This is a genomic window from Delftia sp. K82 (genome assembly GCF_002193035.1).
In the GTDB taxonomy this organism is placed as follows: Bacteria; Pseudomonadota; Gammaproteobacteria; order Burkholderiales; family Burkholderiaceae_C; genus Comamonas; species Comamonas acidovorans.
In genome coordinates this window covers 1,252,445-1,277,102 of sequence record NZ_MYFL01000003.1, presented here as the reverse complement: position 1 = coordinate 1,277,102, position 24,658 = coordinate 1,252,445, and the positions used below count along the sequence as shown (strand labels likewise).

The 24,658-nt window shown below is 69.7% G+C and carries 23 protein-coding genes; 16 read left to right on the top strand and 7 right to left on the bottom strand.

Annotated elements, in window-relative coordinates; translation table 11 throughout:
• Positions 1-6 precede the first annotated feature (6 nt).
• The 6 genes from KDK82_RS22585 to KDK82_RS22560 form a co-directional block, all read right to left on the bottom strand.
• Complete coding sequence (locus KDK82_RS22585; RefSeq protein WP_256974529.1) at positions 7-840, bottom strand: class II aldolase/adducin family protein; 834 nt, start codon at positions 838-840, stop codon at positions 7-9.
• Complete coding sequence (locus tag KDK82_RS22580; protein WP_016454136.1) at positions 833-1,378, bottom strand: MarR family winged helix-turn-helix transcriptional regulator; 546 nt, start codon at positions 1,376-1,378, stop codon at positions 833-835. The genes KDK82_RS22585 and KDK82_RS22580 overlap by 8 nt, the downstream gene beginning before the upstream one ends.
• A gap of 150 nt (positions 1,379-1,528) precedes the next feature.
• The gene (locus KDK82_RS22575) at positions 1,529-2,764 is read right to left on the bottom strand and encodes a dienelactone hydrolase family protein (protein ID WP_088166234.1); all 1,236 of its coding nucleotides are present in this window, start codon (positions 2,762-2,764) and stop codon (positions 1,529-1,531) included.
• Between the two features lie 60 nt (positions 2,765-2,824).
• The gene (locus tag KDK82_RS22570; protein ID WP_088166233.1) at positions 2,825-3,352 is read right to left on the bottom strand and encodes a flavin reductase family protein; all 528 of its coding nucleotides are present in this window, start codon (positions 3,350-3,352) and stop codon (positions 2,825-2,827) included.
• Positions 3,353-3,366: 14 nt separating this feature from the next.
• The gene (locus KDK82_RS22565; protein ID WP_088166232.1) at positions 3,367-4,662 is read right to left on the bottom strand and encodes a styrene monooxygenase/indole monooxygenase family protein; all 1,296 of its coding nucleotides are present in this window, start codon (positions 4,660-4,662) and stop codon (positions 3,367-3,369) included.
• Positions 4,663-4,698: 36 nt separating this feature from the next.
• Positions 4,699-5,490, bottom strand: coding sequence for an SDR family oxidoreductase (locus KDK82_RS22560; protein ID WP_012203717.1), 792 nt, complete (start codon positions 5,488-5,490; stop codon positions 4,699-4,701).
• Positions 5,491-5,682: 192 nt separating this feature from the next.
• On the opposite strand from KDK82_RS22560, the gene KDK82_RS22555 reads away from it, so the two are divergent.
• Positions 5,683-6,690 carry an AraC family transcriptional regulator gene (locus tag KDK82_RS22555; protein ID WP_088166365.1) on the top strand — a complete coding sequence of 336 codons (1,008 nt, stop codon included), beginning with the start codon at positions 5,683-5,685 and terminating at the stop codon, positions 6,688-6,690.
• 18 nt (positions 6,691-6,708) lie between these two features.
• Here the strand turns inward: KDK82_RS22555 and KDK82_RS22550 are convergent, their stop codons facing one another.
• Positions 6,709-7,479, bottom strand: coding sequence for an SDR family oxidoreductase (locus tag KDK82_RS22550; protein WP_013803947.1), 771 nt, complete (start codon positions 7,477-7,479; stop codon positions 6,709-6,711).
• Between the two features lie 362 nt (positions 7,480-7,841).
• On the opposite strand from KDK82_RS22550, the gene KDK82_RS22545 reads away from it, so the two are divergent.
• The 15 genes from KDK82_RS22545 to KDK82_RS22475 all read left to right on the top strand — a co-directional run bounded on the left by KDK82_RS22545 (position 7,842) and on the right by KDK82_RS22475 (position 24,625).
• Positions 7,842-8,657: a MetQ/NlpA family ABC transporter substrate-binding protein gene (locus tag KDK82_RS22545; RefSeq protein ID WP_016449091.1), complete on the top strand. Its 816-nt coding sequence runs from the start codon at positions 7,842-7,844 to the stop codon at positions 8,655-8,657.
• A 49-nt stretch (positions 8,658-8,706) separates the two neighbouring features.
• Positions 8,707-9,513 (top strand): MetQ/NlpA family ABC transporter substrate-binding protein, encoded by an 807-nt coding sequence (locus tag KDK82_RS22540; protein WP_017404209.1) that lies wholly within the window; start codon positions 8,707-8,709, stop codon positions 9,511-9,513.
• Between the two features lie 23 nt (positions 9,514-9,536).
• Positions 9,537-10,730: a methionine ABC transporter ATP-binding protein gene (locus tag KDK82_RS22535; RefSeq protein ID WP_088166231.1), complete on the top strand. Its 1,194-nt coding sequence runs from the start codon at positions 9,537-9,539 to the stop codon at positions 10,728-10,730.
• Positions 10,702-11,364, top strand: coding sequence for a methionine ABC transporter permease (locus KDK82_RS22530; protein WP_012203707.1), 663 nt, complete (start codon positions 10,702-10,704; stop codon positions 11,362-11,364). Before KDK82_RS22535 ends, KDK82_RS22530 begins: the two co-directional genes overlap by 29 nt.
• Before the next feature lie 83 nt (positions 11,365-11,447).
• Entirely contained in the window at positions 11,448-12,740 is a 1,293-nt protein-coding gene (locus KDK82_RS22525; protein WP_088166230.1) for an SfnB family sulfur acquisition oxidoreductase, read from the top strand.
• A 5-nt stretch (positions 12,741-12,745) separates the two neighbouring features.
• Positions 12,746-14,023: an SfnB family sulfur acquisition oxidoreductase gene (locus tag KDK82_RS22520; protein ID WP_088166364.1), complete on the top strand. Its 1,278-nt coding sequence runs from the start codon at positions 12,746-12,748 to the stop codon at positions 14,021-14,023.
• A gap of 25 nt (positions 14,024-14,048) precedes the next feature.
• On the top strand, positions 14,049-14,873 hold the full coding sequence (locus tag KDK82_RS22515) for a MetQ/NlpA family ABC transporter substrate-binding protein (protein ID WP_088166229.1): 825 nt from the start codon (positions 14,049-14,051) through the stop codon (positions 14,871-14,873).
• 25 nt (positions 14,874-14,898) lie between these two features.
• Positions 14,899-16,263 (top strand): LLM class flavin-dependent oxidoreductase, encoded by a 1,365-nt coding sequence (locus KDK82_RS22510; protein ID WP_088166228.1) that lies wholly within the window; start codon positions 14,899-14,901, stop codon positions 16,261-16,263.
• Between the two features lie 88 nt (positions 16,264-16,351).
• Complete coding sequence (locus KDK82_RS22505) at positions 16,352-17,653, top strand: acyl-CoA dehydrogenase family protein (protein ID WP_088166227.1); 1,302 nt, start codon at positions 16,352-16,354, stop codon at positions 17,651-17,653.
• A 271-nt stretch (positions 17,654-17,924) separates the two neighbouring features.
• A complete protein-coding gene (gene msuE / locus KDK82_RS22500) occupies positions 17,925-18,560 on the top strand; it encodes an FMN reductase (protein ID WP_088166226.1) in 636 nt (211 codons plus the stop codon).
• Positions 18,557-19,738, top strand: coding sequence for an acyl-CoA dehydrogenase family protein (locus tag KDK82_RS22495; RefSeq protein WP_088166225.1), 1,182 nt, complete (start codon positions 18,557-18,559; stop codon positions 19,736-19,738). The genes msuE and KDK82_RS22495 overlap by 4 nt, the downstream gene beginning before the upstream one ends.
• Positions 19,739-19,747: 9 nt before the next feature.
• Complete coding sequence (locus tag KDK82_RS22490) at positions 19,748-20,914, top strand: sigma-54-dependent Fis family transcriptional regulator (RefSeq protein WP_088166224.1); 1,167 nt, start codon at positions 19,748-19,750, stop codon at positions 20,912-20,914.
• Entirely contained in the window at positions 20,911-22,065 is a 1,155-nt protein-coding gene (gene ssuD, locus KDK82_RS22485) for an FMNH2-dependent alkanesulfonate monooxygenase (RefSeq protein WP_088166223.1), read from the top strand. Before KDK82_RS22490 ends, ssuD begins: the two co-directional genes overlap by 4 nt.
• 101 nt (positions 22,066-22,166) lie before the next feature.
• Complete coding sequence (locus KDK82_RS22480) at positions 22,167-23,081, top strand: LysR family transcriptional regulator (protein ID WP_012203697.1); 915 nt, start codon at positions 22,167-22,169, stop codon at positions 23,079-23,081.
• Positions 23,082-23,251: 170 nt separating this feature from the next.
• Complete coding sequence (locus KDK82_RS22475) at positions 23,252-24,625, top strand: SLC13 family permease (RefSeq protein WP_012203696.1); 1,374 nt, start codon at positions 23,252-23,254, stop codon at positions 24,623-24,625.
• The last annotated feature ends 33 nt before the right edge of the window (positions 24,626-24,658 follow it).

Below are 24,658 nucleotides of genomic sequence, written 5' to 3'. Positions count from 1 at the left end.
CCGGGTTCAAAGATCGAGATAGCTGCTGTCGCGCCGGTTCACGCGGCGCACCAGGTGGTCGAACACATCGCGGGCACCGCCGTGGCTGTCGTTGAAGGTCAGCGAGTCCTCGTTGCAGCGCCGGGCCATGGCGTCGGAGACCATGCGCGGCGCACCCATGGACAGGGTGGCCATCTGCACGTCGCAGGCGCGCTGCAGCGTCCACAGCACCACGAAGGCCTGGGGCAGATCGCTGCCCCAGCTGAGCAGGCCATGGTTGCGCAGGATCACGGCCTTGCGGTTGCCGATGCTGGCCAGCAGGCGCGGCCCTTCGTCGGCATGGATGGTGATGCCCTCGAAGTCATGGTAGGCCACCATGCCGTGCAGCTGGGCGCTGTAGAAGTTGCTTTGCGACAGGCCCTGCTCCAGGCAGGCCACGCCCATGCCCGAGGTGGTGTGCGTGTGCATCACGCAGTGGGCGCCCGGCAGCCCGTCGTGGATGGCCGCATGCACCACGAAGCCGGCCGGATTCACCGGATGCCGCGAGCCGTCCAGCACCTCGCCGCGCACGTTGATGCGTACCAGGTTGCTGGCCGTGACCTCTTCGTAGTGCAGGCCGAAGGGGTTGATCAGGAACTGCTTTTCCCCGCCCGTCACGCTGTCGGGCAGGCGCACCGTGATGTGGTTGTAGATCAGCTCGTCCCAGCCCAGCATGGCGAAGACGCGGTAGCAGGCGGCCAGTTCGATGCGGGCGGCCCGCTCATCAGGGTGCATGGAGCAATTCATGGTGTGGCTCGTGGGGTGGGTTCTGAGGTGGGTCTTGAGGTGGGTTGTGCAGTGGCTTGTGGGGAAATCAGGCATCCAGCCCCTGGTCCAGCCCCTGGTCCAGCGCCTGGGAGGCACGGCCCAGCTTGTCCAGGATGCGGTCGAGCATGGCGCGCTCATCGGCCGTCAGGGCATTGAGCAGGGCCGCCTGGTAGGGGCGGGCGCGGGACAGCACCTCGTCGAAGAGCGCCTGCCCTGCTTCGCTCAGCTGCAGCAGGTGGCGCCGCGCGTGCTGCGGATCGGCGCGGCGCAGCACCCAGCCCCGGTCGATCAGCGGCTGCAGCGCGCGGCTGATCTGGGCCTTGTCCATCAGGCTCAGGCGTGACAGTGCGCTGGCGTGCAGTTCACCGTGGCGCTGGATCTGGCCCATGAGCCGCCACTCCGTCAGCCCCACGGGCGATGCCGGTGCGATGTAGTGGCGCGTCACCTGGGTCTGCAGCGCATTGGACAGCGCACCCAGGCGGAAGGTGATGAAGTCCTCCAGCGCCAGCGTCTGGCTGCAGACCTGCGTGTCCGGTGCAGGGCCGGTGGCGGCATCGGCGGCAGGGATCGTGGATGTGCGTGGGCGGGGCATTGGGCGGAGGGAACCGGGCGGCGATGGCGATTGCGATGGCCGCATGATCCGCAAATGTTGACATATCAACATTGGTGGCAACCCTGAGAGCCCTGGCGGCCTGCAGGCCGCAAGCGGGCGCAGGGTGAAACCCATGCGCCCGCGCCGCGCTCAACGCTTGAGCAGTTCGTTGGAAGGCAGGGTCTCGTCCAGCAGCTTGCGGGCCGTCTCCACGCCCGCCACGGGCAGCAGCGCCGGGTCCAGCAGGCCCACCTGCACCAGCACGCTGGCCTGGTCCCAGTAGATGTGCTCGTGGTAGAGCTTGTCGCCCCGGAACTTGACCACGGCCAGCAGCGGGATCTCCACGCGCCGCCCCGTGGGACGCACGCCGGGCAGCATCCACGGGATCTCGGTGGTGTGCGTGAAGCAGAACAGCATCTCGTCCACCACCTGCGAGGCCCCCACCGTGCGTGAAATCGGCGTCAGCGACGTGTCGGGCGGATTGCTGTTGACGAAGTGGTTCGTGTAGAAGGCGTGCAGGTTGCTGAAGCCCACGCCGCCGGTCATGGTGGGGATGTGGTTCACATAGGGCTCGGCCACCATGGTGGCCATGGTGTCGTCCACGTTGCGCGTGGCGAACTCGTACTCGCAGTGCTTGTCCCACAGCGCGGCCAGGTCGAAGTGCGGGCCGATGGCGGACTTGAGCGTGGCAATGCTGCGTTCGTGCGCCATCAGGGCCGAGGCGCGGTGGAAGTGATCGCCGCCCTTGCGCGCGAAGGCATGGTCCACGCCCGGATAGACATGCACGGCCACGCCGGGACGCCCGCCCAGCGCCTGGACGATGCGCTGGCGCGCCTCGGGCGGGCAGAAGGCGTCGAGCTCGGCCACGTGCAGGGTGAGCGGGCAGCGGATGCGCTCAGCCTCGTCCAGCGCCGCCTCGATGCCCACGCCGTAGTAGCCGACCACCACATCGGCATCGGTGCGGCAGGCGGCCAGGTAGGCCAGCTTGCCGCCCAGGCAAAAGCCCAGCACGCCGGCCTTGCCGTCCGTGACCTCGGGGCGCTGGCGCAAGGCGTTCAGGCAGGCCTGGATGTCCTGCACGCCCAGGGCCTCGTCGAATCCCTTGTAGAAGCCGAAGGCGCGCTCCCAGTCCGCCGGCGTGTAGCCCAGCTCCACATCGGGCTGCTGGCGCCAGAACAGGTCGGGCACCAGCACCACGTAGCCTTCTTCGGCGTAGTAGTCGGCCACCTCGCGCATGGTGGCGTTGACGCCGAAGATCTCCTGCGCCAGCACCAGGCCGGGGCCGCTGCCCGAGGCCGGCACGGCCAGGTAGGCGTTGAAGCTGCCGCTGCCGTCCAGCGCGTTGATGTGCACATGGCGGCTGGCCGGGGGTTCTTTCTGCTGCATGGGGGGTGTCTCCGTTTCAAAGGGTGGGGAAAGCTGCGGTGCCGCTTTTTTCATGACCCGTCATACGCATTCGGGGTGCCGCACCGTCACCTGATAGTAGCCCGCGTGAAAGGCCAGGGGCTCGCCGCCGAAGCGCTCGCAGCGCTCGACCTGGCCGATGAAGATGAGGTGGTCGCCGCCATCGTATTGCCGGACGTTGCGGCAGACGAAGCGGGCCAGCACGCCATCGATCAAGGGCACGCCGGCCGGGCCTTCCGCGCAGTCCAGGCCGCCGAACTTGTCTTGCTGCGGCGTGGAAAAGCGCCGCGACAGAAGGTGCTGGTCCGCAGCCAGCACGTGGATGGCGAAATGGCTGGCGCCCTGGAAATCGCAGACGCTGGGCGCCTGGCGCGCCAGGCTCCACAGCACCAGCGGCGGGTCCAGCGAGACCGAGGAGAACGAGTTGGCCGTCATGCCCACGCGCCGCCCGTCCGGCGCGCGCGTGGTGATGACGGTCACGCCCGTGGTGAACTGGCCGAAGGCCTTGCGCAGCTCGCGCGGATCGAAGGAGCAGGCCGTGGCGGCGGCCGGGGTTTCGCATGTGCTCATGGCGGCCTCTGCAGCTAGGCGGGGACGGCTGCCATGGCGGCGATGGCCGCGCAGCTGTCGATGTAGTGGTCTGCCTCGCCCGCGTCCGCGAACCAGGGGAAGAAGGTGCGCGGGTCATCGAAGCCGTTGGCAAAGGCGCTGGCCAGCGGTGCCAGCGTGCCCGCGCTGGCCAGCAGCTTGAGCACATGGGGTGGCGGTGGCGCCAGCAGCATGTTGGTCCACTGCGTAACCCATTGCGCATAGCCGAACCAGTAGCGGTCGAAGGTCTGCTGCATCCAGGCGGCGTCGAATGCGCCATTGCCGTCGCCATTGCTGTCGCCATTGCCGCGCGCCAGGATGCTGCGCAGATAGGTGTCGGCGCACTTGGCCGCGTTGTTGGAGCCCTGGCCCGTGATGGGGTCGTTGAGCACCACCACGTCGCCCATGCCCAGCACCTTGCGCCCCGACGGCAGCGTGGCCACGGGCTTGCGCACCGTGGGGGCGAAGCGGCCCGCGAGGATGCCGTTGTCATCGGTCAGCGCAATGTCGCGGCAGCGTTCGGCCTCCCAGGGCACGAAGGTGTCGAGGATCCAGCGGCTGCGCTCCAGGTGCTGCTCCGGTGTCTTCACATCGCCCCAGCAGTCCATGGGGCCGCCGGGCACGCCCTCGAACACCATGATCTCGCAGGGGCCCGTGGTCGTCAGCGCAGGGAACACGAAATACTCGCCCACACCCGGCAGCAGGTTGAAGGACACGGCGGAGAACGGCTCGCGCGGCTTCATGCCCGTCACATAGGTCAGCGCCAGCGCGCGCTGGGGCTGGTCGAAGCGCGAGCGATGGGCATCGCGCTCGAACAGCCTCGATATCTCGCCCTTGCCGCTGGCGACCAGGGTCAGGTCATGGCTGCGCGTGCATTCCTCCAGCTCGGCGATGCCCGCGTCCTTGAGCACCAGCTCGCCGCCCTGGCGGCGGAAGTCGTCCATCCATGCGGGGATCTTCAGGCGCTGGTCCACGGACTGCGCGCCCGCGTTCAGCCGCGCGGCCCAGTCGATGGCCTTGTCGACCGATTTCCCGCCGTGCTGCGCCGGATGCGGCACGCACAGGCCGATGCCCTCGACCAGCGGGCATTCGCGCGACCAGTGGTCCAGGCCCAGGCCGCGCTCTATCTGCAGCGCGCTGTCGAACATGCACTGGCTGGACATGACCCGGCCCTGGGCGATGTCCTGCGCCGTGCGGTTGCTCAGTATCGTGACCTGATGGCCCGCGGCCAGCAGGCCCAGGCCCAGTTGCAGGCCCGACTGGCCGGCTCCGACGATGGCGATTTTCTTCATGGCTGTCTCCTTGCGGCTCCGTGTCCGTACTGCGTACTAGTCCATCAATTGGGGAATGGCGGCCACGGCGCGCTCGGGCCCCATGGCGCCGTAGCCGCCGTCCACCGCGTAGTCGGCCCCCGTCACGAAGCTGGCATGGTCCGAGCACAGGAACAGCACCACCTGCGCCACCTCGTGCGGATCGCCCACGCGGCCCAGCAGGTGAAAGGGCGCGGCCACGCGGTCGGTCTTGGCGCGGTCGCCGCCACTGAGCCGGTCCATCACCGCCGACCAGGTCCAGCCCGGGCAGACGCTGTTGACGCGGATGCCATCGGCCGCCAGGTCCATGGCCATGCTGCGCGTGAGCTGCTTCATGGCCGCCTTGCTGGCCGGGTAGAGCCAGCGCCCCGTCTGCGCCGCTTCCGAAGAGATGCTGGTGAAATTCACCACGGCCCCGCCACCGGCGGCCACCATGTGCGGGTGCACGGCCTGCAGCATGGCCACGGCGCTGGCCACGTTCACGTTGAACGAGGCCAGCCAGTCAGCGCGCGGCGACTGCAGGCCTTCGTCTACATACGAGCAGGCCAGGTTGACCAGGATGTGCACGCCGCCGTGCCGGCTGCATGCCTGCTGAACGCAGGCGGCGACCTGCGCGTCGTCGGTGATGTCGGTGCGCACGAAAAGCGCGCCCTCGCCCAGCGCATCGGCCAGCACCTGGCCGTTGTCGGCATCGATGTCGGCAATGACCACCTTCACGCCGGCCGCGTGCAGCGCACGCACCACGCCGGCGCCTATCAGGGTGGAGCCGCCGGTGACGATGGCGCTTTTGCCTTCGAGTCCCTTGAACATGACGCTTGTTCTCCCGTGTGGATGCCAGGCCGGGCTGGCCTGTGCAGCACACGTTACGGGGGGCCGGGCCGCGCAGGCATCCGGCAAGCGCAGGCACTGTCCCTGGCGCGCAGAAATTGGCTCCCGGGGAATGGTCCGAATTGTGGGAGCGGGTGGTTTTTGCTACGTTCTGCCCAGCCTATGGAACACGCCATGCACACACCGCTGCCGCTGCAGCGCTACCGGCTTTTCGAGAGCCACGACATGGACGAGGCCCGCGAAAGCGTGGCGCGCGTCTTCTGTCCGCATGGCCTGGGCATGCTGCGCCCGCGCGCCGAGCTGGACGCCTGCCACCACAGCGCGCCGCTTTCCCGCAACGTCAGCCTGAACTATGTGCAGTACGGTCCCGGCGTGCGCATCGAGCCCGGCTACCTGCGGGACTTCTTCCTGCTGCAGATTCCCCTGCGCGGCAGTGCCGAGATCCGCTGCGGCGCGCAGCAGGTGGATGCCACGCCGCGCCTGGCCTCCCTGCCCTCGCCGACCGAGCCGCTGTCCATGCGCTGGGCCGACGACAGCCCGCACCTGATCGTGCGCATGGCCCGCCCGGCCCTGGTGGCGCGGCTGGAGGCGCTGCTGCAGGCGCCCGCAGGCCGGCCGCTGGTGTTCGATCTGGGCGTGCCGCTGGACCAGCCGGCGCTGGCACCGCTGGTGCATTTCATCGACTGCCTGCGGCACACGCTGGATGCGGGCAACGCCCTGCAGGCCACGCAGGCACTGGCCCAGCATGCGGAGGAATACCTGCTGACCAGCCTGCTGATGTCGGCCACGCACAGCCACAGCCGCGCACTGGCCGGGGACAGCCGGCGCAGCCTGCTGCCGCGCGGCGTGCGCAAGGCCCAGGAGTACATGCAGGCCCATGCCGACCAGCCCCTGTCGCTGGCCGATGTCTGCCGCGAGGCTGGCTGCAGCGCGCGCACGCTGCAGGCCGCCTTCCGCCAGCACGCAGGCATGGGGCCCATGGATTTCCTGCGCCAGCTGCGGCTGGACCGGGTGCGCGCCGAACTCCAGGCAGCCAAGGGCCCGGGCGTCGCAGCCGGCTCCGGCGTGCGCGACGTGGCGCAGAAATACGGCTTCCTGCACCTGGGCCACTTCGCGGCCCAGTACCGCAGCCGCTTCGGCGAGCTCCCGTCCGAGACGGCGAGCCGCCGCGTGCAGGCCTGAGGGCCTGCCTTTGCCGGTTCAGCCCCGGCCCACGAAGGGCATCTTGGTGGCCATCACCGTGTGGAACAGCACATTGGCCTCCAGCGGCAGGCTGGCCATGTAGAGCACGGACTGGCCCACCACATCCGCGTCGATCAGCGGCTCCACCGCGATCTCGCCATTGGCCTGGGGCACGCCCTTGGCCATGCGCGATGCCAGCTCGGTCATGGCATTGCCGATATCGATCTGGCCCACGGCGATGTCGTAGGCACGGCCGTCGAGCGCAGCGGTCTTGGTCAGGCCCATGACGGCATGCTTGGTGGCCGTGTAGGCGCTGGAATTGGGGCGCGGCGCATGCGCGGAGATGGAGCCGTTGTTGATGATGCGGCCGCCGCGCGGCGACTGGTCGCGCATGGTGCGAAACGCCTGCTGCAGGCAATAGAACATGCCGTTGAGGTTGACATCGACCACCTCGCGCCACTGCTCGGGCGTCCAGTCCAGGAAGGAGCCGGGCGGATTGCCCCGGCCCGCGTTGTTGAACAGCAGGTCCACGCGACCGAAGCGCTGCACCGTGCGCGCGAACAGCTGCTCCACGGCAGCCGGATCGCTGACATCGGTGGCAATGCCCAGCATGCGCTCGCCCGCGCCGTACTTTGCCTGGGCCTCGGCGCAGGTCTCATCCAGCGGCGCCTGGCGGCGGCCTGCCACCACCACCTGGTAGCCCGCGCCCGCCAGGGCCAGCGCCACGGCCTTGCCCACGCCGGTTCCTCCGCCCGTGACCACGGCCGTCTTTGCGTTCTTCATCTCCATTGCTTGTCCATCCTGTAGTGCATGTGTTGCAGGCGCCGCCCGCGCACCGGTGGCGGGCGGCGCCGCTGCATTGTCCCCCACGGCGATGGCGCAGTCCGTGCGTGGACTGTCGCCCACGGCGATTGCTGCACCGCCGCACAACCGGCAGCCATCCATAGCTCTTGCGGCAATAAGCTCAAGCGCAGGCGGCATGGAAAGTCTTTCAAAACAAGGCCTTGCAGCGCTTCGCAGTCGCTATAAGGAAATGTGAATTCCGTCGTGGTGCGCGCCGGGGCCGGGTGTTGCAATGCCTTCAGAGGCCATGCCGGCAGGCGCCATGTGGGCGCCGGCGCCGGGCCTGGCCGAGCTGGAGGAACCACGCCTTGCCCACGCGCAGAAACACATTGCTCTGGTCGCTCGCCGCCACGCTGGCGCTGCCTGGCCTTGCGGCGGCCGCCGCGCTGAAGATAGGCGTCACACCCGGCTCGCTGGCCGACTCCGTGGAGGTCGCCGCCAAGGAGGCGCGCGCCCAGGGGCTGGACGTGCAGGTCATCGAGTTCACCGATTGGACCACGCCCAACACGGCGCTGGCGGCCGGCGACATCGACCTCAACTACTTCCAGCACCAGGCCTTCCTGGACAACGCCATCCGCGAGCGCGGCTATGCCTTCACCAGCGTGGCCACGGGCCTGCTGCCCAACATCGGCCTGTACTCGCTCAAGACCCAGCGCTTTGCCGACCTGAAGGAGGGAGCGCGCGTGGGCGTGGCCAACGACCCCGTCAACCAGGGGCGCGGCCTGCTGCTGCTGGAGAAGGCCGGCCTGATCCAGCTGCGCGAAGGCAAGGGCCCGCGCGCGGGGCTGGACGACATCGTGTCCAACCCGCGCAGGCTGCGCTTTGTCGAGATCGAAGGGCCGCAGCTGGTGCGCGCGCTGGACGATGTGGACCTGGCCCAGGGCTACCCGGCCCACTTCGTCAACGCCGGGCGGCCGCAGGTGGCCGGCAATGCGCTGCTGTATTCGGGCATTGACGACCTGTACTACGCCATCCGCTTCGTCTCGCGCCAGGACAACGCCCGGGACCCGCGCATTGCGCAGTTCGTGCGCATCTACCAGACCTCGGGCGCCGTGCAGGCGCAGATCCACAAGTCATTCGCCGCCAACGACAGGCTGTACAGCCTGCCGTGGCGCAAGCCGTGACGCGGCCCCTTCCTGCCTTTTTCGAACCCTTTTTTTTCCGGAGATCCCGATGAAGCTTTCCCGTGCCCTGATCGCCCCGCTGGCCGCCCTGGCCCTGTTCTCCGCCCACGCTGCCGACAAGCTGCGCATCGGCGTGGTGCCCGGCGCCTACGCCGACTCGGTGGCCGTGGCCGCCAAGGAGGCCAAGGCCCAGGGCATCGATGTGCAGGTGGTGGAGTTCACCGACTGGACCACGCCCAACGTGGCCGTGGACTCGGGCGACCTGGACATCAACTACTTCCAGCACCAGCCCTTCCTGGACAACGCCATCCAGAAGAACGGCTACAAGCTGGCCAGCGCGGGCACGGGCATCCTGGCCAACGTGGGCCTGTACTCGCTCAAGCACAAGGCCATCGCCCAGGTGCCGCAGGGCGGCAAGGTGGGCATTGCCAACGACCCCGTGAACCAGGGGCGCGGCCTGCTGCTGCTGCAGAAGGTGGGGCTGATCAAGCTCAAGCCCGGCGTGGGCTACCTGGGCAGCCTGGACGACATCGTCGAGAACCCCAAGAAGCTCAGCTTCGTCGAGGTCGAGGGGCCGCAGCTGGTGCGCATCACGGGCGACGTGGACCTCGCCCAAGGCTACCCGCACTTCATCGTGGCGGCCAAGGCCTTCGATCCGTCCAGCGGGCTCGCATATTCGGGCATCGAGGACGCGCGCTTTTCCATCCAGTTCGTGGTCAAGGCCAACCGCACGCAGGACCCCGTGGTGCAGAAGTTCATCCGCATCTACCAGAACTCCGATGCGGTGAAGGCCGAGGCCCAGCGCGCCTTCTCCAACGACAAGCGCCTGTACAACCTGGCCTGGGTCAAGCCCTGAGCGGCGCGGGGAGGACTTCAGCCATGTCAACCAGCATTGCAGCCAGGCAGCCCCTGGCGGACAGGCCGGCCCACGAGGCGGACAGGCCGGCCCATGACGCGGGCAGGCGCTCATCGGCAGCGGCCGGCACCACGCGGGAATCCATCCGCGGACCCGGCGCCGTGGCCTTCAGCGGCGTGGCCAAGACCTACCAGTCTTCGGCCGGTCCCGTACAGGCGCTGGACGCCATCAGCCTGGAGATCGCGCCGGGCAGCGTCTTCGGCATCATCGGGCGCAGCGGCGCGGGCAAGTCCAGCCTGCTGCGCACCATCAACCGGCTGGAGCAGCCCAGCAGCGGCCAGGTGCGGGTCGACGGCGTGGACATCGGCACGTTGGACGAATCGCAGCTGGTGCAGCTGCGCCGGCGCATCGGCATGATCTTCCAGCACTTCAACCTGCTGTCGGCCAAGACGGTGCATGACAACGTGGCCCTGCCCCTGCAGGTGGCGGGCCTGCCGCGCGCACGCATCAATGCGCGGGTCAATGAGCTGCTGGCCCTGGTGGGCCTGCAGGAGAAGGCAGACACCTATCCGAGCCGGCTGTCGGGCGGGCAAAAGCAGCGCGTGGGCATTGCCCGCGCCCTGGCCACCGACCCCGAGATCCTGCTGTGCGACGAGGCCACCTCGGCCCTGGACCCCGAGACCACGCAGTCCATCCTGGAGCTGCTGCGCACCATCAACCGCAAGCTGGGCATCACCATCGTCCTGATCACGCACGAGATGAGCGTGATCCGCGAGATCGCCGACCGCGTGCTGGTGCTGGAGCAGGGCCGCATCGCCGAGCTGGGCGAGGTCTGGAAGGTCTTCGGCAACCCGCAGCACCCGGCCACGCGCGCCCTGCTGGCACCGCTGCAGCACGGCCTGCCCGACGACCTGCGCCAGCGCCTGCTGCCCGACGCGCCCGCAGGCCGCCACGAACGCATCCTGCAGCTGACCTACCGCGGCGAGGACGGGCTGGAGCCCGACTTCCCGCGCATCGCCCAGGCCCTGGGCGGCCGGGTGCGCCTGCTGCATGGCGGCGTGGACCGCATCCAGGGCCATGCCCAGGGGCAGCTGCTGATCGCGCTGGGCGGCGGCACGGCCGCGCATGACTGGCACACATTGACGCAGGGCCCGGCGGCCATTGCGCATGACATCAAGGATCTCGGATATGTCGCTGAATCTGTCCATTCCCATTGAGCGCTATGGCAACGCGCTGGCCGACACGCTGATGATGGTCGGCGTCTCGGGCGGCATCGCGCTGGCGGCGGGCATTCCGCTGGCGGTGCTGCTCATCGTCACCGCGCCCGGCGGCTTCCTGGCCTCGCCGCGCACGCACCGCGCGCTGGGCAGCGTGATCAACGGCTTCCGTGCCACGCCCTTCATCGTGCTGCTGGTGGCGCTGATCCCGTTCACGCGGCTGGTGACGGGCACGACCATCGGCGTGTGGGCGGCCATCGTGCCGCTGGCCATCAGCGCCACGCCGTTCTTTGCGCGCATCGTCGAGGTCAGCCTGCGCGAGGTCGATCCCGGCCTCATCGAAGCCGCCCAGGCCATGGGCTGCCGCAAGTGGGACATCGTGCGCCACGTCTACCTGCCCGAGGCCCTGCCCGGCATCGTGGGCGGCTTCACCATCACCCTGGTGGCGCTGATCAGCTCCTCGGCCATGGCCGGCGCCGTGGGCGCGGGCGGCCTGGGCGACCTGGCCATCCGCTACGGCTACCAGCGCTTCGACACCCAGGTGATGCTGCTGGTGATTGCCGTGCTGATCGCGCTGGTCACCGTGGTCCAGGTGCTGGGCGACCGCTACGTGCGCCGGCTGCGCAGCCGCTGACGCTGAAAACAGGCACCAAGCCTTTCCCTCCGGGGCCGCCGCCTGGCGGCCCTCTCCCCACCGACTCAGCAACGAGGCACGGAATGACCACACCGGATGCCCTGGGCGCAGCCTTGCCCGGCAACACACACCACACCCCGGGCGAGGCGCTGCGGCGCCTGCCCCTGCCGCCCTCCACCCCGCACCGCATCACCAGCGAGGCCGAGGCCCTGCAGGCCGCCCAGGCCCTGGCCGAAGAATGGCGCGTGTACGCAGCAGCCCGCGACCACGGGCGGCGCCTGCCCTGGCAGGAAATCGAGCGCCACACGGCCAGCGGGCTGGGCGCCATCACCGTGCCCCGCGCCTACGGCGGCCTGGGCGCCTCGTACGAGACGCTGGCCCAGGTCTTCGTCACGCTGTGCGCGGCCGACCCTTCGCTGGGCCAGATTCCGCAGAACCATTTCGCCGTGCTGCAGAACCTGCGGGACATGGGCAGCGAGTCCCAGAAGCGCCGCTGGTTCGCCGACGTGCTGGCCGGCCACCGCCTGGGCAATGCCGGGCCGGAACGCAAGGGCCGCGCGGCCCATGTGCTGGAGGCCACGGCGCGCCTGTCGCGCGATGCCGAAGGCGGCCTGCGCATCAGCGGCACGCGCTTTTACTCCACGGGCTCGGCCTTCGCGCACTGGGTGCCCTTCCGTGCCCAGGACGAGGAAGGCCGCATCGTGCAGGTCTGGGTGCGGCGCGATGCGCCGGGCGTGACCGTGTTCGACGACTGGGACTCCTTCGGCCAGCGCACCACGGCCAGCGGCAGCGTGCAGCTGGACCAGGTGCAGGTACAGCCCGAGGACGTGGTGCCTGCCTGGCAGTTCGAGGCCACGCCCTCGCTGTCCGGCCCGGTGTCGCAGCTGATCCAGGCCTCCATCGACGCGGGCATTGCCCAGGGTGCGCTGCGCGACGCGGTGGACTTCGTGCGCGACAAGAGCCGGCCCTGGATGGACTCCGGCGTGGCGCGCGCCAGCGACGATCCCCACCTCATCCACGAGGTCGGCCAACTGCAGATCGAGGTGGACGCAGCCCATGCCGTGCTGCTGGAGGCCGCGCGCACGCTGGATGCACTTGCTGCAGCGGCTGGTGGCGCGGTGGACGAGCAGGCCAGCGCCCAGGCCTCGGTGGCCGTGGCCGAGGCCAAGATCCTCACCACCGAGGCCGCGCTGCAGGCCGGCGAGCACCTGTTCGCGCTGGCCGGCTCCTCGGCCAGCCGCGCTGCCCACCGCCTGGACCGCCACTGGCGCAACGCCCGCGTGCACACGCTGCACGACCCCGTGCGCTGGAAATACCACCTGCTGGGCAACTACCTGCTCAACGGCGCCCTGCCGCGCCGCCACCAGTGGAACTGACCGCCATGACACAGACATCGACCCAAGAGCTGCAGGCCCTGGCCTCCACACCGGGCAGCCAGCCCGCTCCCGCAGCGCCTCCGGCCCGGCCCGCCCACATCATCGGCAGCGAGGCCGAGGCCCTGGAAGCGGCCCGCCGCTTTGCCGCCCTCATCGCCCCCGGCGCGCTGGCGCGCGACCGCGACCGCCTGCTGCCCTGGCAGGAGGTGGAGCAGTTCAGCCAGAGCGGCCTGTGGGGCATCACCATTCCCCGGGAGTACGGCGGCGCGGGCGTGTCCACGGCCACGCTGACGCGGGCCATTGCCCTGATTGCGGCGGCCGATGGCAACTTCGGCCACATTCCGCAGAACCACTACTACTCGCTGGAAGTGCTGCGCGTGGGCGGATCGCCCGCGCAAAAGGCCTTCTTCTATGACCGTGTGCTGCGCGGCGAACGCCTGGGCAATGCGCTGGCCGAGATCGGCCACCGCGACTTCCAGCGCCGCACCCGGCTGCTGCGCGACAGCGGCGGCTGGTTCGTGCAGGGGCGCAAGTTCTATTGCACGGGCGCCCTGTTCGCGCACTGGATTCCCACCCTGGTCAGCGCGCAGGAAGAGGCGCCGGGGCAAGGCGAACGCATGTATCTGGTCTTCATCCCGCGCGATGCGGCCGGCGTCACCGTCACCGACGACTGGGACGGCTTCGGCCAGCGCGTGACGGGCAGCGGCTCCGTGCAGTTCGACCGCGTGCGCGTGGAGCCCGAATGGGTGGTGCCCTTCACCAGTTCCTTCGAGCGGCCCACCACCATCGGCCCCTTCGCCCAGATCATCCATGCCGCCCTGGACGCGGGCATTGGCCACGGCGCGCTGCAGGCCGCCCTGCCCTTCATCCGCGAGCATGCCCGGCCCTGGGTGGACGCGGGCGTGGCCAGCGCCACGCAGGACCCGCTGCTGCTGCAGCAACTGGGCAATGTCCACGTGCGCCTGCGCGCCGCCGATGCCCTGGTGGCCCGCGCGGCCCTGGCCGTGGACGCCGCCCAGCGCGCGCCCACGGAAGACAGCGTGGCCGCCGCCTCGGTGGCCGTGGCCCAGGCCAAGGCGCTGAGCACCAGCGCCAGCCTGCTGGCCAGCAGCAAGCTGTTCGAGCTGGCGGGCACGGCCTCCACCCTGGCGGGACAGGGCCTGGACCGCTTCTGGCGCAACGCGCGCACCCACACCCTGCACGACCCCGTGCGCTGGAAATACCACGCCGTGGGCAACTACGTGCTCAACGGCATACGCCCGCCGCGCCATGGCGCGCTCTGACCTTTATCAACGACACAGGAATGCAATGATGACAACGACCTCCCCCAACCTCTGGCCCCGGCTGGCCGCCTTCCTGGGCGCTGCCCTGCTCGCGGGCAGCGCCCTGGCCGCGCCCCTGAAGATCGGCGTGGTGCCGGGCATCTTCGCGGACTCGGTGGAAGCCGCCGCCAAGGAGGCCAAGAAGCAGGGCCTGGACGTGCAGGTGGTGGAATTCACCGACTGGGCCACGCCCAACGTGGCGCTGGACGCGGGCGATATCGACCTCAACTACTACCAGAACAGCAACTACCTGGCCAATGCAGCGCGCAGCAAGGGCTTCAAGTTCACCAGCGTGCAGGCGGGCATCCTGTCCTATCTGGGCCTGTACTCCACGCGCCACAAATCCCTGGCCGACCTGCCCACGGGCGCCAAGGTGGCCATTGCCAGCGACCCCGTCAACGTGGGCCGCGGCCTGCGCCTGCTTCAGCACGCGGGCCTGATCACGCTGCGCCCCGACACCGGGCTGCTGGGCACCCAGGCGGACATCGTCTCCAACCCCAGGAAGCTGCAGTTCGTGGAGATCGAGGGCCCGCAGCTGGCGCGCACCACGCCCGACGTGGACCTGGCCCAGGGCTTTCCGTATTTCATCATCGCCTCCAAGGCCTTCGATGCCAGCAAGGGCCTGGCCTACACCAGCTACGAGGACGACTCCTGGGCCATCCAGTTCGTGGCCCGCAGCGACCGCGCGGCAGACCCGCGCATCGCCCGCTTCCTGGACATCTACAAAAACTCCGACGTGGTGCGCAAGACCATCCACGCCTTCTACCTGAACGACCAGAAGCTCTACCGCCTGGCCTGGTTGAAGAACTGACGCAACGGACTGCAGGACCCGCCCCATGACGCAAGCCAAGCGCCACATCCACGTCAACGCCTTCAACATGAACTGCGTGGGCCACATACACCACGGCCTGTGGACCCATCCGCGCGACCGCTCCACCGAGTACGGCACGCTGGCCTACTGGACCCACATCGCCAGGGTGCTGGAGGAAGGCCTGTTCGACGGCATCTTCATCGCCGACGTGGTCGGCTACTACGACGTCTACCAGGGCGGCGTGGACCTGACCCTGCGCGAAGGCATACAGCTGCCCGTCAACAACCCCTGGCTGCTGGTCTCGGCCATGGCGGCGGTGACGCGGCACATCGGTTTCGGCCTCACGGCCACCGTGGGCGCGCACCAGCCCTATACCTTTGCGCGCGACGTGACCACGCTGGACCAGCTGACCAATGGCCGCATCGGCTGGAACATCGTCACCGGCTATGTGGACAGCGGCGCGCGCGGCCTGGGCCAGAACGGCCTGGCCGAGCACGACAGCCGCTACGACCGCGCCGACGACTTCCTGGAGCTTTCCTACAAGCTCTGGGAAGGCAGCTGGGAAGAGGGCGCCGTGATCGCCGACAAGGTGCGGCGCATCCACGCCCTGCCCGGCAAGGTGCACCCGGTGGTGCACGAGGGGCCGTTCTACCGCGCCAACGCCATCCACATGAGCGCGCCCTCGCCCCAGCGCACGCCCGTGCTGTTCCAGGCCGGCACCTCGCCGCGCGGGCTGCGCTTTGCGGGCCGGCATGCCGAGGGCATCTTCATCGGCGCGCGCACGCCCGAGGCCGCGCGCGAGGCCTCGCGCCAGCTGCGCCAGGCCGCCGTGGACGCGGGCCGGCGTCCCGAGGACATCAAGATCTACGCCGGCGTGGCCGTGGTGCCCGGCCGTACCGAGGCCGAGGCGCGCGAGAAATACGCCGACTACCTGGCCCACGCCAGCGCGGAAAGCGGGCTGGCCCACTTTGCCGCCAGCACCGGCGTGGACTTTGCGCAGTACGGGCTGGACGACCCCATCTCCTTCGGCAACACCAACGCCATCCAGTCGGCGGCCCAGGCCGCCCAGAAGCAGGGCTGGACCACGCGGCGCAAGCTGCTGGAGCAGTTCACGCTGGGCAGCCGCTACGCCACCATCGTGGGCGACCCGTCCCAGGTGGCCGACGAGCTGGAGCGCTGGATCGATGTGGGCGAGATCGACGGCTTCAACCTGACCCGCATCGTCGCGCCCGAGACCTGGGAAGACTTCGCCCGCCTGGTCGTGCCCGAGCTGCAGAACCGGGGCCGCTACCGCACCAGCTACGGCGAGGACGCCACGCTGCGCCAGCGCCTGTTCGGCCAGGGCGACCGCCTGCCCGCCAGCCACGCCGCCGCGCGCTGGCGGCGTTGAAGTCCTTAGCCACCCTCCCCCACCGGCCCGTGGCCCGGCCCTGCCTTGCAGGCAGGCCGGGTTGGCGGGCCTTTGAATTTGCAAAGCCATGACCACCACCCTCCCCTGCGCCACCGAGCCTGCGGCCTACGCGGCGCCCGGCCCAACCACAGACGGCCCGGCCGATCCAGACGCGCCCTCGCTGCCATCCCTGCAGGCGCGCTTTCGCCCTGTGTTCGACCGCATCGCCCAGGGTGCGGCCGAGCGCGAACGCACGCGCAGCCTGGCCCATGAACCCATCGCCTGGCTGCGTGACAGCGGCTTCACCGCGCTGCGCGTGCCGCGCCGCCTTGGCGGAGCCGGCGCCAGCGTGGAGCAGCTGTTCGCGCTGTGGACCGAGCTGGCCGAGGCCGACTCCAACGTCGCCCAGATCCTGCGCCCGCACCTCGGCTTTCTGGACCGCGTGCTCATCGACCGCGATGCCGCCACCCAGGCCCGCTGGCTGCCGCTGGCCGCGCGCGGCGCCGTGTTCGGCAATGCCACCACCGAGGTGGGCACGGGCACCCTGGGCACGCTGCAGACCACCCTGGTGCCCGATGCGCAGCCCGGCTGGTGGCGGCTGGACGGGCGCAAGTTCTACAGCACGGGCACGCTGTATGCCGACTGGGTGACCGTGGTGGCGCGCGCGGTGGAGCCGGGCAAGGAAGACCAGACCGTGCACGCCGTCGTGCCCACCTCGGAGGCCGGCGTGCAGCGCTTCGATGACTGGCGCGGCTTTGGCCAGCGCCTGACCGGCTCGGGCACCACCGTGCTCAGCCAGGTGCGCGTGCCCGACGACGCCGTGATCCGCTTCCCGCGCGCCCAGCCCACGCCCCTGGTGGCCTATTTCCAGCTGGCCCACCTGGCCACCCTGGCCGGCATTGCCCGGGCCTTGCAGCGCGATGCCATCGCCTATGTGCAGGCGCGCCGCCGCGTGTTCAGCCACGGCAGCGCCACCCTGCCCAAGGACGATCCGCTGGTGCAGCACATCGTCGGCCAACTGGCCGGCACGGCCTACATCGCAGGCCTGGCCGTGGCCGACGTGGCCGCCGAACTGGGCCGCATCGCGCGCGAGCGCGAGGCCGGGCGCGAGGTGCCGCTGCAGCAGCTGCATGCCCTGGAGCTGCGCACGGCCCAGGCCCAGGTGGCCGTGGTCGATCCCGTGCTGCAGGCGGCCGCGCGGCTGTTCGAGGTGGGCGGCTCCAGCGCCCTGTCCGAAGACCTGGCATTGGACCGCCACTGGCGCAATGCGCGCACCCTGGCCTCGCACAACCCCGTGCTGTACAAGGCCCGCTCGGCGGGCGACATCCTGCTCAACGGCGCCGACCCCATCTATTACTGGCACGTGGGCGTGGCGGGAGTGGCGGGCTGAAAGCCCTTGCGCGGCCGCGCTGCGCAGGGACGGGCGCAGCGGCCGTGCGCATATCGCCAGAACGCATTAGCACATGCCATGCGCCACAAAATCCCTTTCAGAAACAAGCACTTGCCAAGGCACCCAAACCGATAAGCAAATGCGTTAAGTTTCTTTCGCCATACCGGCGTTCGGCCCTGTAATGAAGGCATCCATCCCACCTCATCCGGGCTGGCAGTCTTCGCAAACCGCATGCCGCGCTGCCTCCTGGAACCCACGCCAAGGAGTTTCCATGAGCCGATCGCTGAAGACTGTCATCGTCAATGGCAGCCTGAGCCGCCCCTCCCGCACCCGTGTCCTGCTGGACGCCCTGCATGCCCGCCTGGGCCAGGAGCTGCCGCTGCAGGCACAGGTCATCGACCTGCTGGACCTGCAGCCCCATCTGGGCGCGGCCCTGTCCAAGAACGACCTGCCGCCGGCCACGCTGCAGGCCATCGAGGCCATCGAGCAGGCCGACTTCCTCATCGTCGGCGCGCCGGTCTTCCGCGCCAGCCTGCCTGGCCTGCTCAAGCACCTGTTCGACCTCATCGACCTGGACGCGCTGCAGGGCACGCCCGTGCTGCTGGCCGCCACCGGCGGCAGCCCGCGCCACGCCCTCATCCTGGACCACCAGCTGCGCCCGCTGTTCGGCTTTTTCTCGGCACTCACCCTGCCCATTGGCGTGTACTCCACGCCCGAGGACATCCAGGACGGCCAGGTGCACAGCGAATCGCTGCGCCAGCGCATCGAGCTGACCGTGCAGCTGTCGGCCCCGGTGCTGCGCGGTGCGCTGCAGCAGCTGGTGCAGGCCCAGGCCCAGGCCGAAGCCGAGGCACAGCGGCCCGTTCCCGAAGCCGCCGACCTGGCCCTGGCCGGGCAGCCCGCGTGAGCCAGGCACAGGCCGTCCCTGCGGACCCGATAGCCACTGCGCAGGATCTGGCGCAGCGCCTTGCCGCCACGGCGGCCCGGCGCGATGCCGCAGGTGGCACGCCCAAGGCCGAGCGCGATGCGCTGCGCGCCAGCGGCCTGCTGGCACTGAGCATTCCGCGCGAGCTGGGCGGCCTGGGCGCGGACTGGGTGCAGACGCTGGAGACGGTGCGCATTCTGGCCACGGCAGACGGCTCGCTGGCCCATGTCTACGGCTTCCAGCACCTGCACCTGGCCACCGTGCAGCTGTTCGGCCAGCCCGCCCAGTGGCGGCCCTGGCTGCTGCAGACGGCGCGCCACCGCTGGTTCTGGGGCAATACGCTGAACCCTCTGGACCGCCGCACCACGGCCACGCGCCAGCCCGGCCACTGGGAGTTTTCGGGCAAGAAAAGCTTCACCTCGGGCGCGCTGGACTCGCAGATGCTGGTGGCCTCGGCCATCGATGCCGACAGCGGCCAGCTGCTGATCGGCGTGGTGCCCACGGAGCGCACGGGCATCACCTTGCTGCGCGACTGGGACAACATGGGCCAGCGCCAGACCGACAGCGGCTCGGCCCTGTTCGAGCGCGTGCGCGTGGAGGCGGCCGAGCTGCTGCTGGACCCCGGCCCGCTGTCTACGCCGCATGCCGCGCTGCGCCCGCTGCTGGCCCAGCTCATCCTGGCCCATCTGTTCCTGGGCATTGCCCAGGGTGCGCTGGAGCAGGCGCGCGGCTACACGCTGAACGAGGCGCGGCCCTGGTTCAAGTCCCCTGCCGATGCAGCCAGCGCAGACCCCCACATCCAGGCGCTGTATGGCGAGCTGTGGGCCGCGCTGGAAGGCGCGCGCCTGCTGACCCTGCAGGCCGCGCAGCGCTTTGACGCCGCCTGGCGCCGGGGCCCGGCGCTGACCGTCCACGAGCGCGGCGAAGTCGCCGTGGCCGTGACGGCCGCCAAGATTGCCACCACGCGCTCGGGGCTGGACCTGTCCAGCCGCATCTTCGAGGCCACGGGCGCGCGCGCCACGCACGCGGCGCTGCGCTTTGACCGCTTCTGGCGCAACCTGCGCACGCAGACGCTGCACGACCCGCTGCACTACAAGCTGCAGGAGCTGGGCGACTGGGTGCTCAACGGAACCCATCCGCAGCCCAGCTTCTACTCGTGACGCCGCGCCATGAACACCCGTCTGCCCACCTGGCCGCCCGGCAAGCCCTCGGCAACACCTGCGCCCGTACCTGCAACGGTGCATGCGCCCGCAGCCTCTGCCGCGCACGATGACGGCGCCGCGCCCGCGCCGTGGATACTGCAAGACCCGGCCTCGCAGGCCCTGCTCAAGACCATGGGACAGGTGGCCGCCAGCGAGGCCGGCGTCCTCATCCTGGGCGACAGCGGCGCCGACAAGGAAATGGTGGCCCGCCACATCCACCGCCTGAGCCCGCGCCGCCACGGCCCCTTTGTCGCCGTCAACTGCGGCGCGCTGTCCGAGGCCCTGATCAACGCCGAGCTCTTCGGCCACGAAAGCGGTGCGCTGACGGGTGCCTTCGGCAACCTGCCCGGCCGCTTCGAGGACGCCCACGGCGGCACCCTGCTGCTGGACGAGATCGACGACCTGCCCCTGCACATCCAGAGCAAGCTGGTGCGCGTGCTGCAGGACAAGGCGGTCACCCGCATCGGCGCCAGCCAGCGCACGCCGGCCAACGTGCGCGTGCTCGCGGCCAGCAGCGCGCCGCTGCACACCAAGGTGGCAGCGCGGCGCTTTCGCGAAGACCTGTACTACCTGCTCGATGTCGTCACCCTCACCGTGCTGCCGCTGCGCCAGCGCCCGGCCGACATCCTGCCGCTGGCGCGCCACTTCATCGCGAGCTACTGCCAGCGCATGCGCTACGCGCCCATGGCACTCAGCCAGGACGCGCAGCGCAAGCTGCTGGAGCACGACTGGCCCGGCAACAGCCGCGAGCTGGAGAACGTCATCCACCGCAGCCTGCTGCTGACCCAGGGCATGCACATCGGCGCGGGCGACCTGCACATCGCCAGCAGCCAGGGCGAGCCCGATCCCGTCCCCACACGCGAGGCCGAACACGGCGCCCAGGCCGCCGCCGCCGAACTGGCCCTGGGCGAAGCGCTGGACAGCCTGTGCGACGTGCATGCCGAAGGCCTGGAGCAGCACGTGCTGAGCGCCCTGCTGCTCAAGGCCTGGCAGCGCAACCGCGGCAACCAGGTGCAGACCGCGCGCCAGCTGGGCATCAGCCGCAGCGTGGTGCGCGCGCGGCTGCAGCGCCTGGGCCAGGTGCCGGGCGAGGCCGCGCCACCGTCTTTTCCATCGTCCCCGGAGATCCCATGAGCCAAGACACCCACGCATCGCCAGACATCTTCTGGTTCCTGCCCACCTCGGGCGACACGCGCTACCTCGGCACCTCCGACTTCGGCCGCGCACCCACCAACGCCTACATGCGCCAGATCGCCGTCACGGCCGAGGAGCTGGGCTACGACGGCCTGCTGATCCCCACCGGCAGCTCCTGCCTGGACCCCTGGGTGGTCGCCTCCAGCCTGGTGCCCGTCACGCAGCGCATCAAGCTGCTGGTGGCCCTGCGCACCTCGCTGGGCGCGCCCGTGTCCAGCGCTCGCCAGGCCGCCACGCTGGACCAGGCCCTGGGCGGGCGCCTGCTGCTCAACGTGGTGCCCGGGGGCGATGCCACCGAACTGGAGGCCGACGGCATCTTCCTGGCCCACGACGAACGCTATGCCTACGCCGATGAGTTCCTCACCATCTGGCGCCGCCTGCTGGCCGGCGAGGCCGTGGACTTCGACGGCAAATACTTCAAGGTCAAGCAGGGCCGCAACTTCTTTCCCCCGGTGCAAAAGCCGCATCCGCCGCTGTACTTCGGCGGCTCCTCGGACGCCGCCCACGACCTGGCCGCGCGCCAGGTGGACGCCTACCTCACCTGGGGCGAGCCCCCCGCCGCCGTGGCCGAAAAGTTCGCCGACATCCGCCGCCGCGCCGCGCAGCAGGGCCGCCAGGTCCGCCTGGGCGTGCGGCTGCACGTCATCGTGCGCGAGACCAACGAGGAGGCCTGGGCCGATGCCGAGCGCCTGATCAGCAAGCTCACCGACGAGGACATCGCCCGCGCCCAGGCCGGCTATGCGCGCATGGACTCCGTGGGCCAGTCGCGCATGGCCGCGCTGCACGGCGGGCGGCGCGACCGGCTGGAGGTGGCGCCCAACCTCTGGGCCGGCGTGGGCCTGGTGCGCGGCGGCGCGGGCACGGCCCTGGTCGGCGACGCGGCCACCGTGGCCGAGCGCCTGCGCGAGTACGCCGCGCTGGGCGCGGACAGCTTCGTGCTCTCGGGCTACCCGCACCTGGAGGAATCCATCCGCTTTGCCGAGCTGGTCTTCCCCCTGCTCGGCAAGCAGGCCGTCACCACCAGCGATCAGGCCCAGACCGGCGGCGCCTTCGACATCCGCAGCATCCAGCGCAGCCAATCCGCATCGTGAGCCGCCCGGGGCCCCGGCCCCCGCACAGACCGGAGTCTGTGCACGCAACGCGATCAACGCCACAATCCGCCCGTCCCCCACGATGAGAGCGTGACGTTGCCATGAGCCTGAGAATCGATGACGAAATAACCTTCCGCAGACTCGAGGTGCTGCTCGCCTTCCTGGAGACAGGCAATCTCGCCAAGACGGCGGAACGGCTGGAGACCAGTTCGGTCAGCGTGCACCGCGCACTGCACGCGCTGGAGGCCGGCATGCGCTGCGCCCTGTTCCGGCACGAGGGGCGCAACCTCAAGCCCACCGAGGCAGCGCAGACCCTGGCCGATGTCGCCAGGGAAGTGCTGGCCACCATGTCCGAGGGCATACGCGCCACGCGCGAGGTGGCAGGCTACTCGGCGGACCGCATCCGCATCGGCTCGCTGTACTCCCTGACCAACCGAACCGTGCCGGCGCTGGTGATGGCGCTGAAGCTGCGCCGCCCCGATCTGCAGACCGAACTGGTGCTGGGCTCGAACGCCGGCCTGCTGGAGCGGCTGCGCAACGGAACGCTGGACGCGGCGCTGATGGCCATGCCGGACAACGCCGCCGACATGCAGACGCAGCTGCTGTTCGAGGACGACATTTTCTTTGCCGCGCCCGTGGGATCGCCCTATGCGCATCTGGCCGAGGTCGATCTGGGCGCCATGGCGCGCGAGAACTTCGTGAGCCTGGGCGAAGGCTTTGCGACCTATGGCGGCTTCATCGAGTCCTTCCGGGTGGCCGGCTTCACGCCCAACGTGGTGATGAAGACGGATGACATCTTCTCGCTGATGAACCTGGTCAGCGGCGGCGTCGGCTACACGCTGCTGCCCGGGCGGGTGCGCGGCGTGATGCCGCAGAAGGTGCAGCTGATACCGCTGCAGGCCAGGTATCTGATGCGCCAGACCATCGTGCTGACCTTTTTGCGCTCCCGCGAACGCGACCCCAACCTGCTGGCCCTGCTCAGCGTGTGCCGCCTCGCGGACGGGCAGCTCGGCTGACCCGGCGGCATGCCGGGGGCGACAGCCCCGCTTCGCCGGGTTAACCCTTCATTGTTTCTCTCTGCGTAATTGTTGGCGCTCGCGCTTTATTGATGCGCTCCGGGCCGCCGCGTACCGTGCATACCAGCATGCACACGTATTGCAGGCGCATAAAAAACCGGAGACATCGCATGAATTCCCATTGGATATCGATTGGCGCGTTGATAGGCATGTTCGTCCTGGCGACGGCACTGCCCATCAACATGGGCCTGCTGGCCTTTGTCGGGGCCTTCCTGGTCGGCACCCTGGTGGCCGGCATGGGGACCAAGGCCATCATTGGCGGCTTTCCCGCCGACCTGTTTCTGACGCTGGCGGGCATCACCTACCTGTTCGCGCTGGCGCAGAACAACGGAACCATCGACTGGCTGGTCCGCATGGCGGTGCGCGCCGTGCGCGGGCGCATTGCCGCCATACCGTGGATCATGTTCTTCATTGCGGCCCTGCTGACGGCGGTGGGCGCCGTCAGCCCTGCGGCCGTGGCCATCATCGCGCCCATTGCCCTGGGCTTTGCCGCCAAGTACGGCATCAATCCGCTGATGATGGGTCTGCTGGTGATCCATGGCGCGCAGGGCGGCGGCTTCTCGCCCATCAGCATCTACGGCGGCATCACCAACAAGATCGTGGCCAAGGCGGGCCTGCCGCTCAACGAGATGGCCACCATGCTGGCCAGCATGGGGGTCAACCTGGCCGTGGCCGTGCTGCTGTTCTTCCTGATGGGCGGCGCCCGGCTGATGCGCATGAAGGCCGATGCCGATGGCAGCGTGCCCGCCACGCCGCGCGTCTCGCATGCCCAGGGCGGCGCCCAGGTGTATGGCGACGCCGAAGGCGAGGCCCTGTCCGAGGAGCGCAACACGGCTGCACGCTCCAGCGACTCGCTGATGCGCGCCGCCCCTGAACAGGACGCCGCCCCGCAATCGCGCAGCTACCAGGTGGCCACCGTGGTCGGCCTGCTGGCGCTCGCGGTCCTCACCCTGTTCTTCAAGCAGGACATCGGCTTTGTCTCCATCACCATCGGCCTGGTGCTGACGCTGATGGCGCCCAACCTGCAAAAACGCGCGCTGGGCCAGGTGTCCTGGCCCGAGATCATGCTCATCGTGGGTGTCAGCACCTATGTGGGCGTGATGGACAAGATGGGCACCATCGACTTCGTCGGCCACAGCGTGGCGCAGCTGACCTCGCCCCTGGTGGCGGCCTTGCTGCTGTGCTTCGTGGGCGCCGTGGTGTCGGCCTTCGCCTCCTCGACGGCGGTGCTGGGCTCGCTGATTCCGCTGGCCGTGCCCTTCCTGCAGGGTGGCTCCGATGTGAGCGCCGTCGGCTTCATCGCGGCCATGGCCGTGTCCTCGACCATCGTGGATGTCAGCCCCTTCTCGACCAACGGCGCCCTCGTCCTGGCCAATGCCAAGGGCGTGGACCGCGACCGCTTCTTCCGCCAGCTGATGGTCTACGGCGGCCTTGTCACCCTGGTGGCGCCGCTGCTCGTGTGGCTGCTGTTCGTGGTCCTCTAGCCAGGCACTTCGACGGAACGCCCGCCCCCTGCC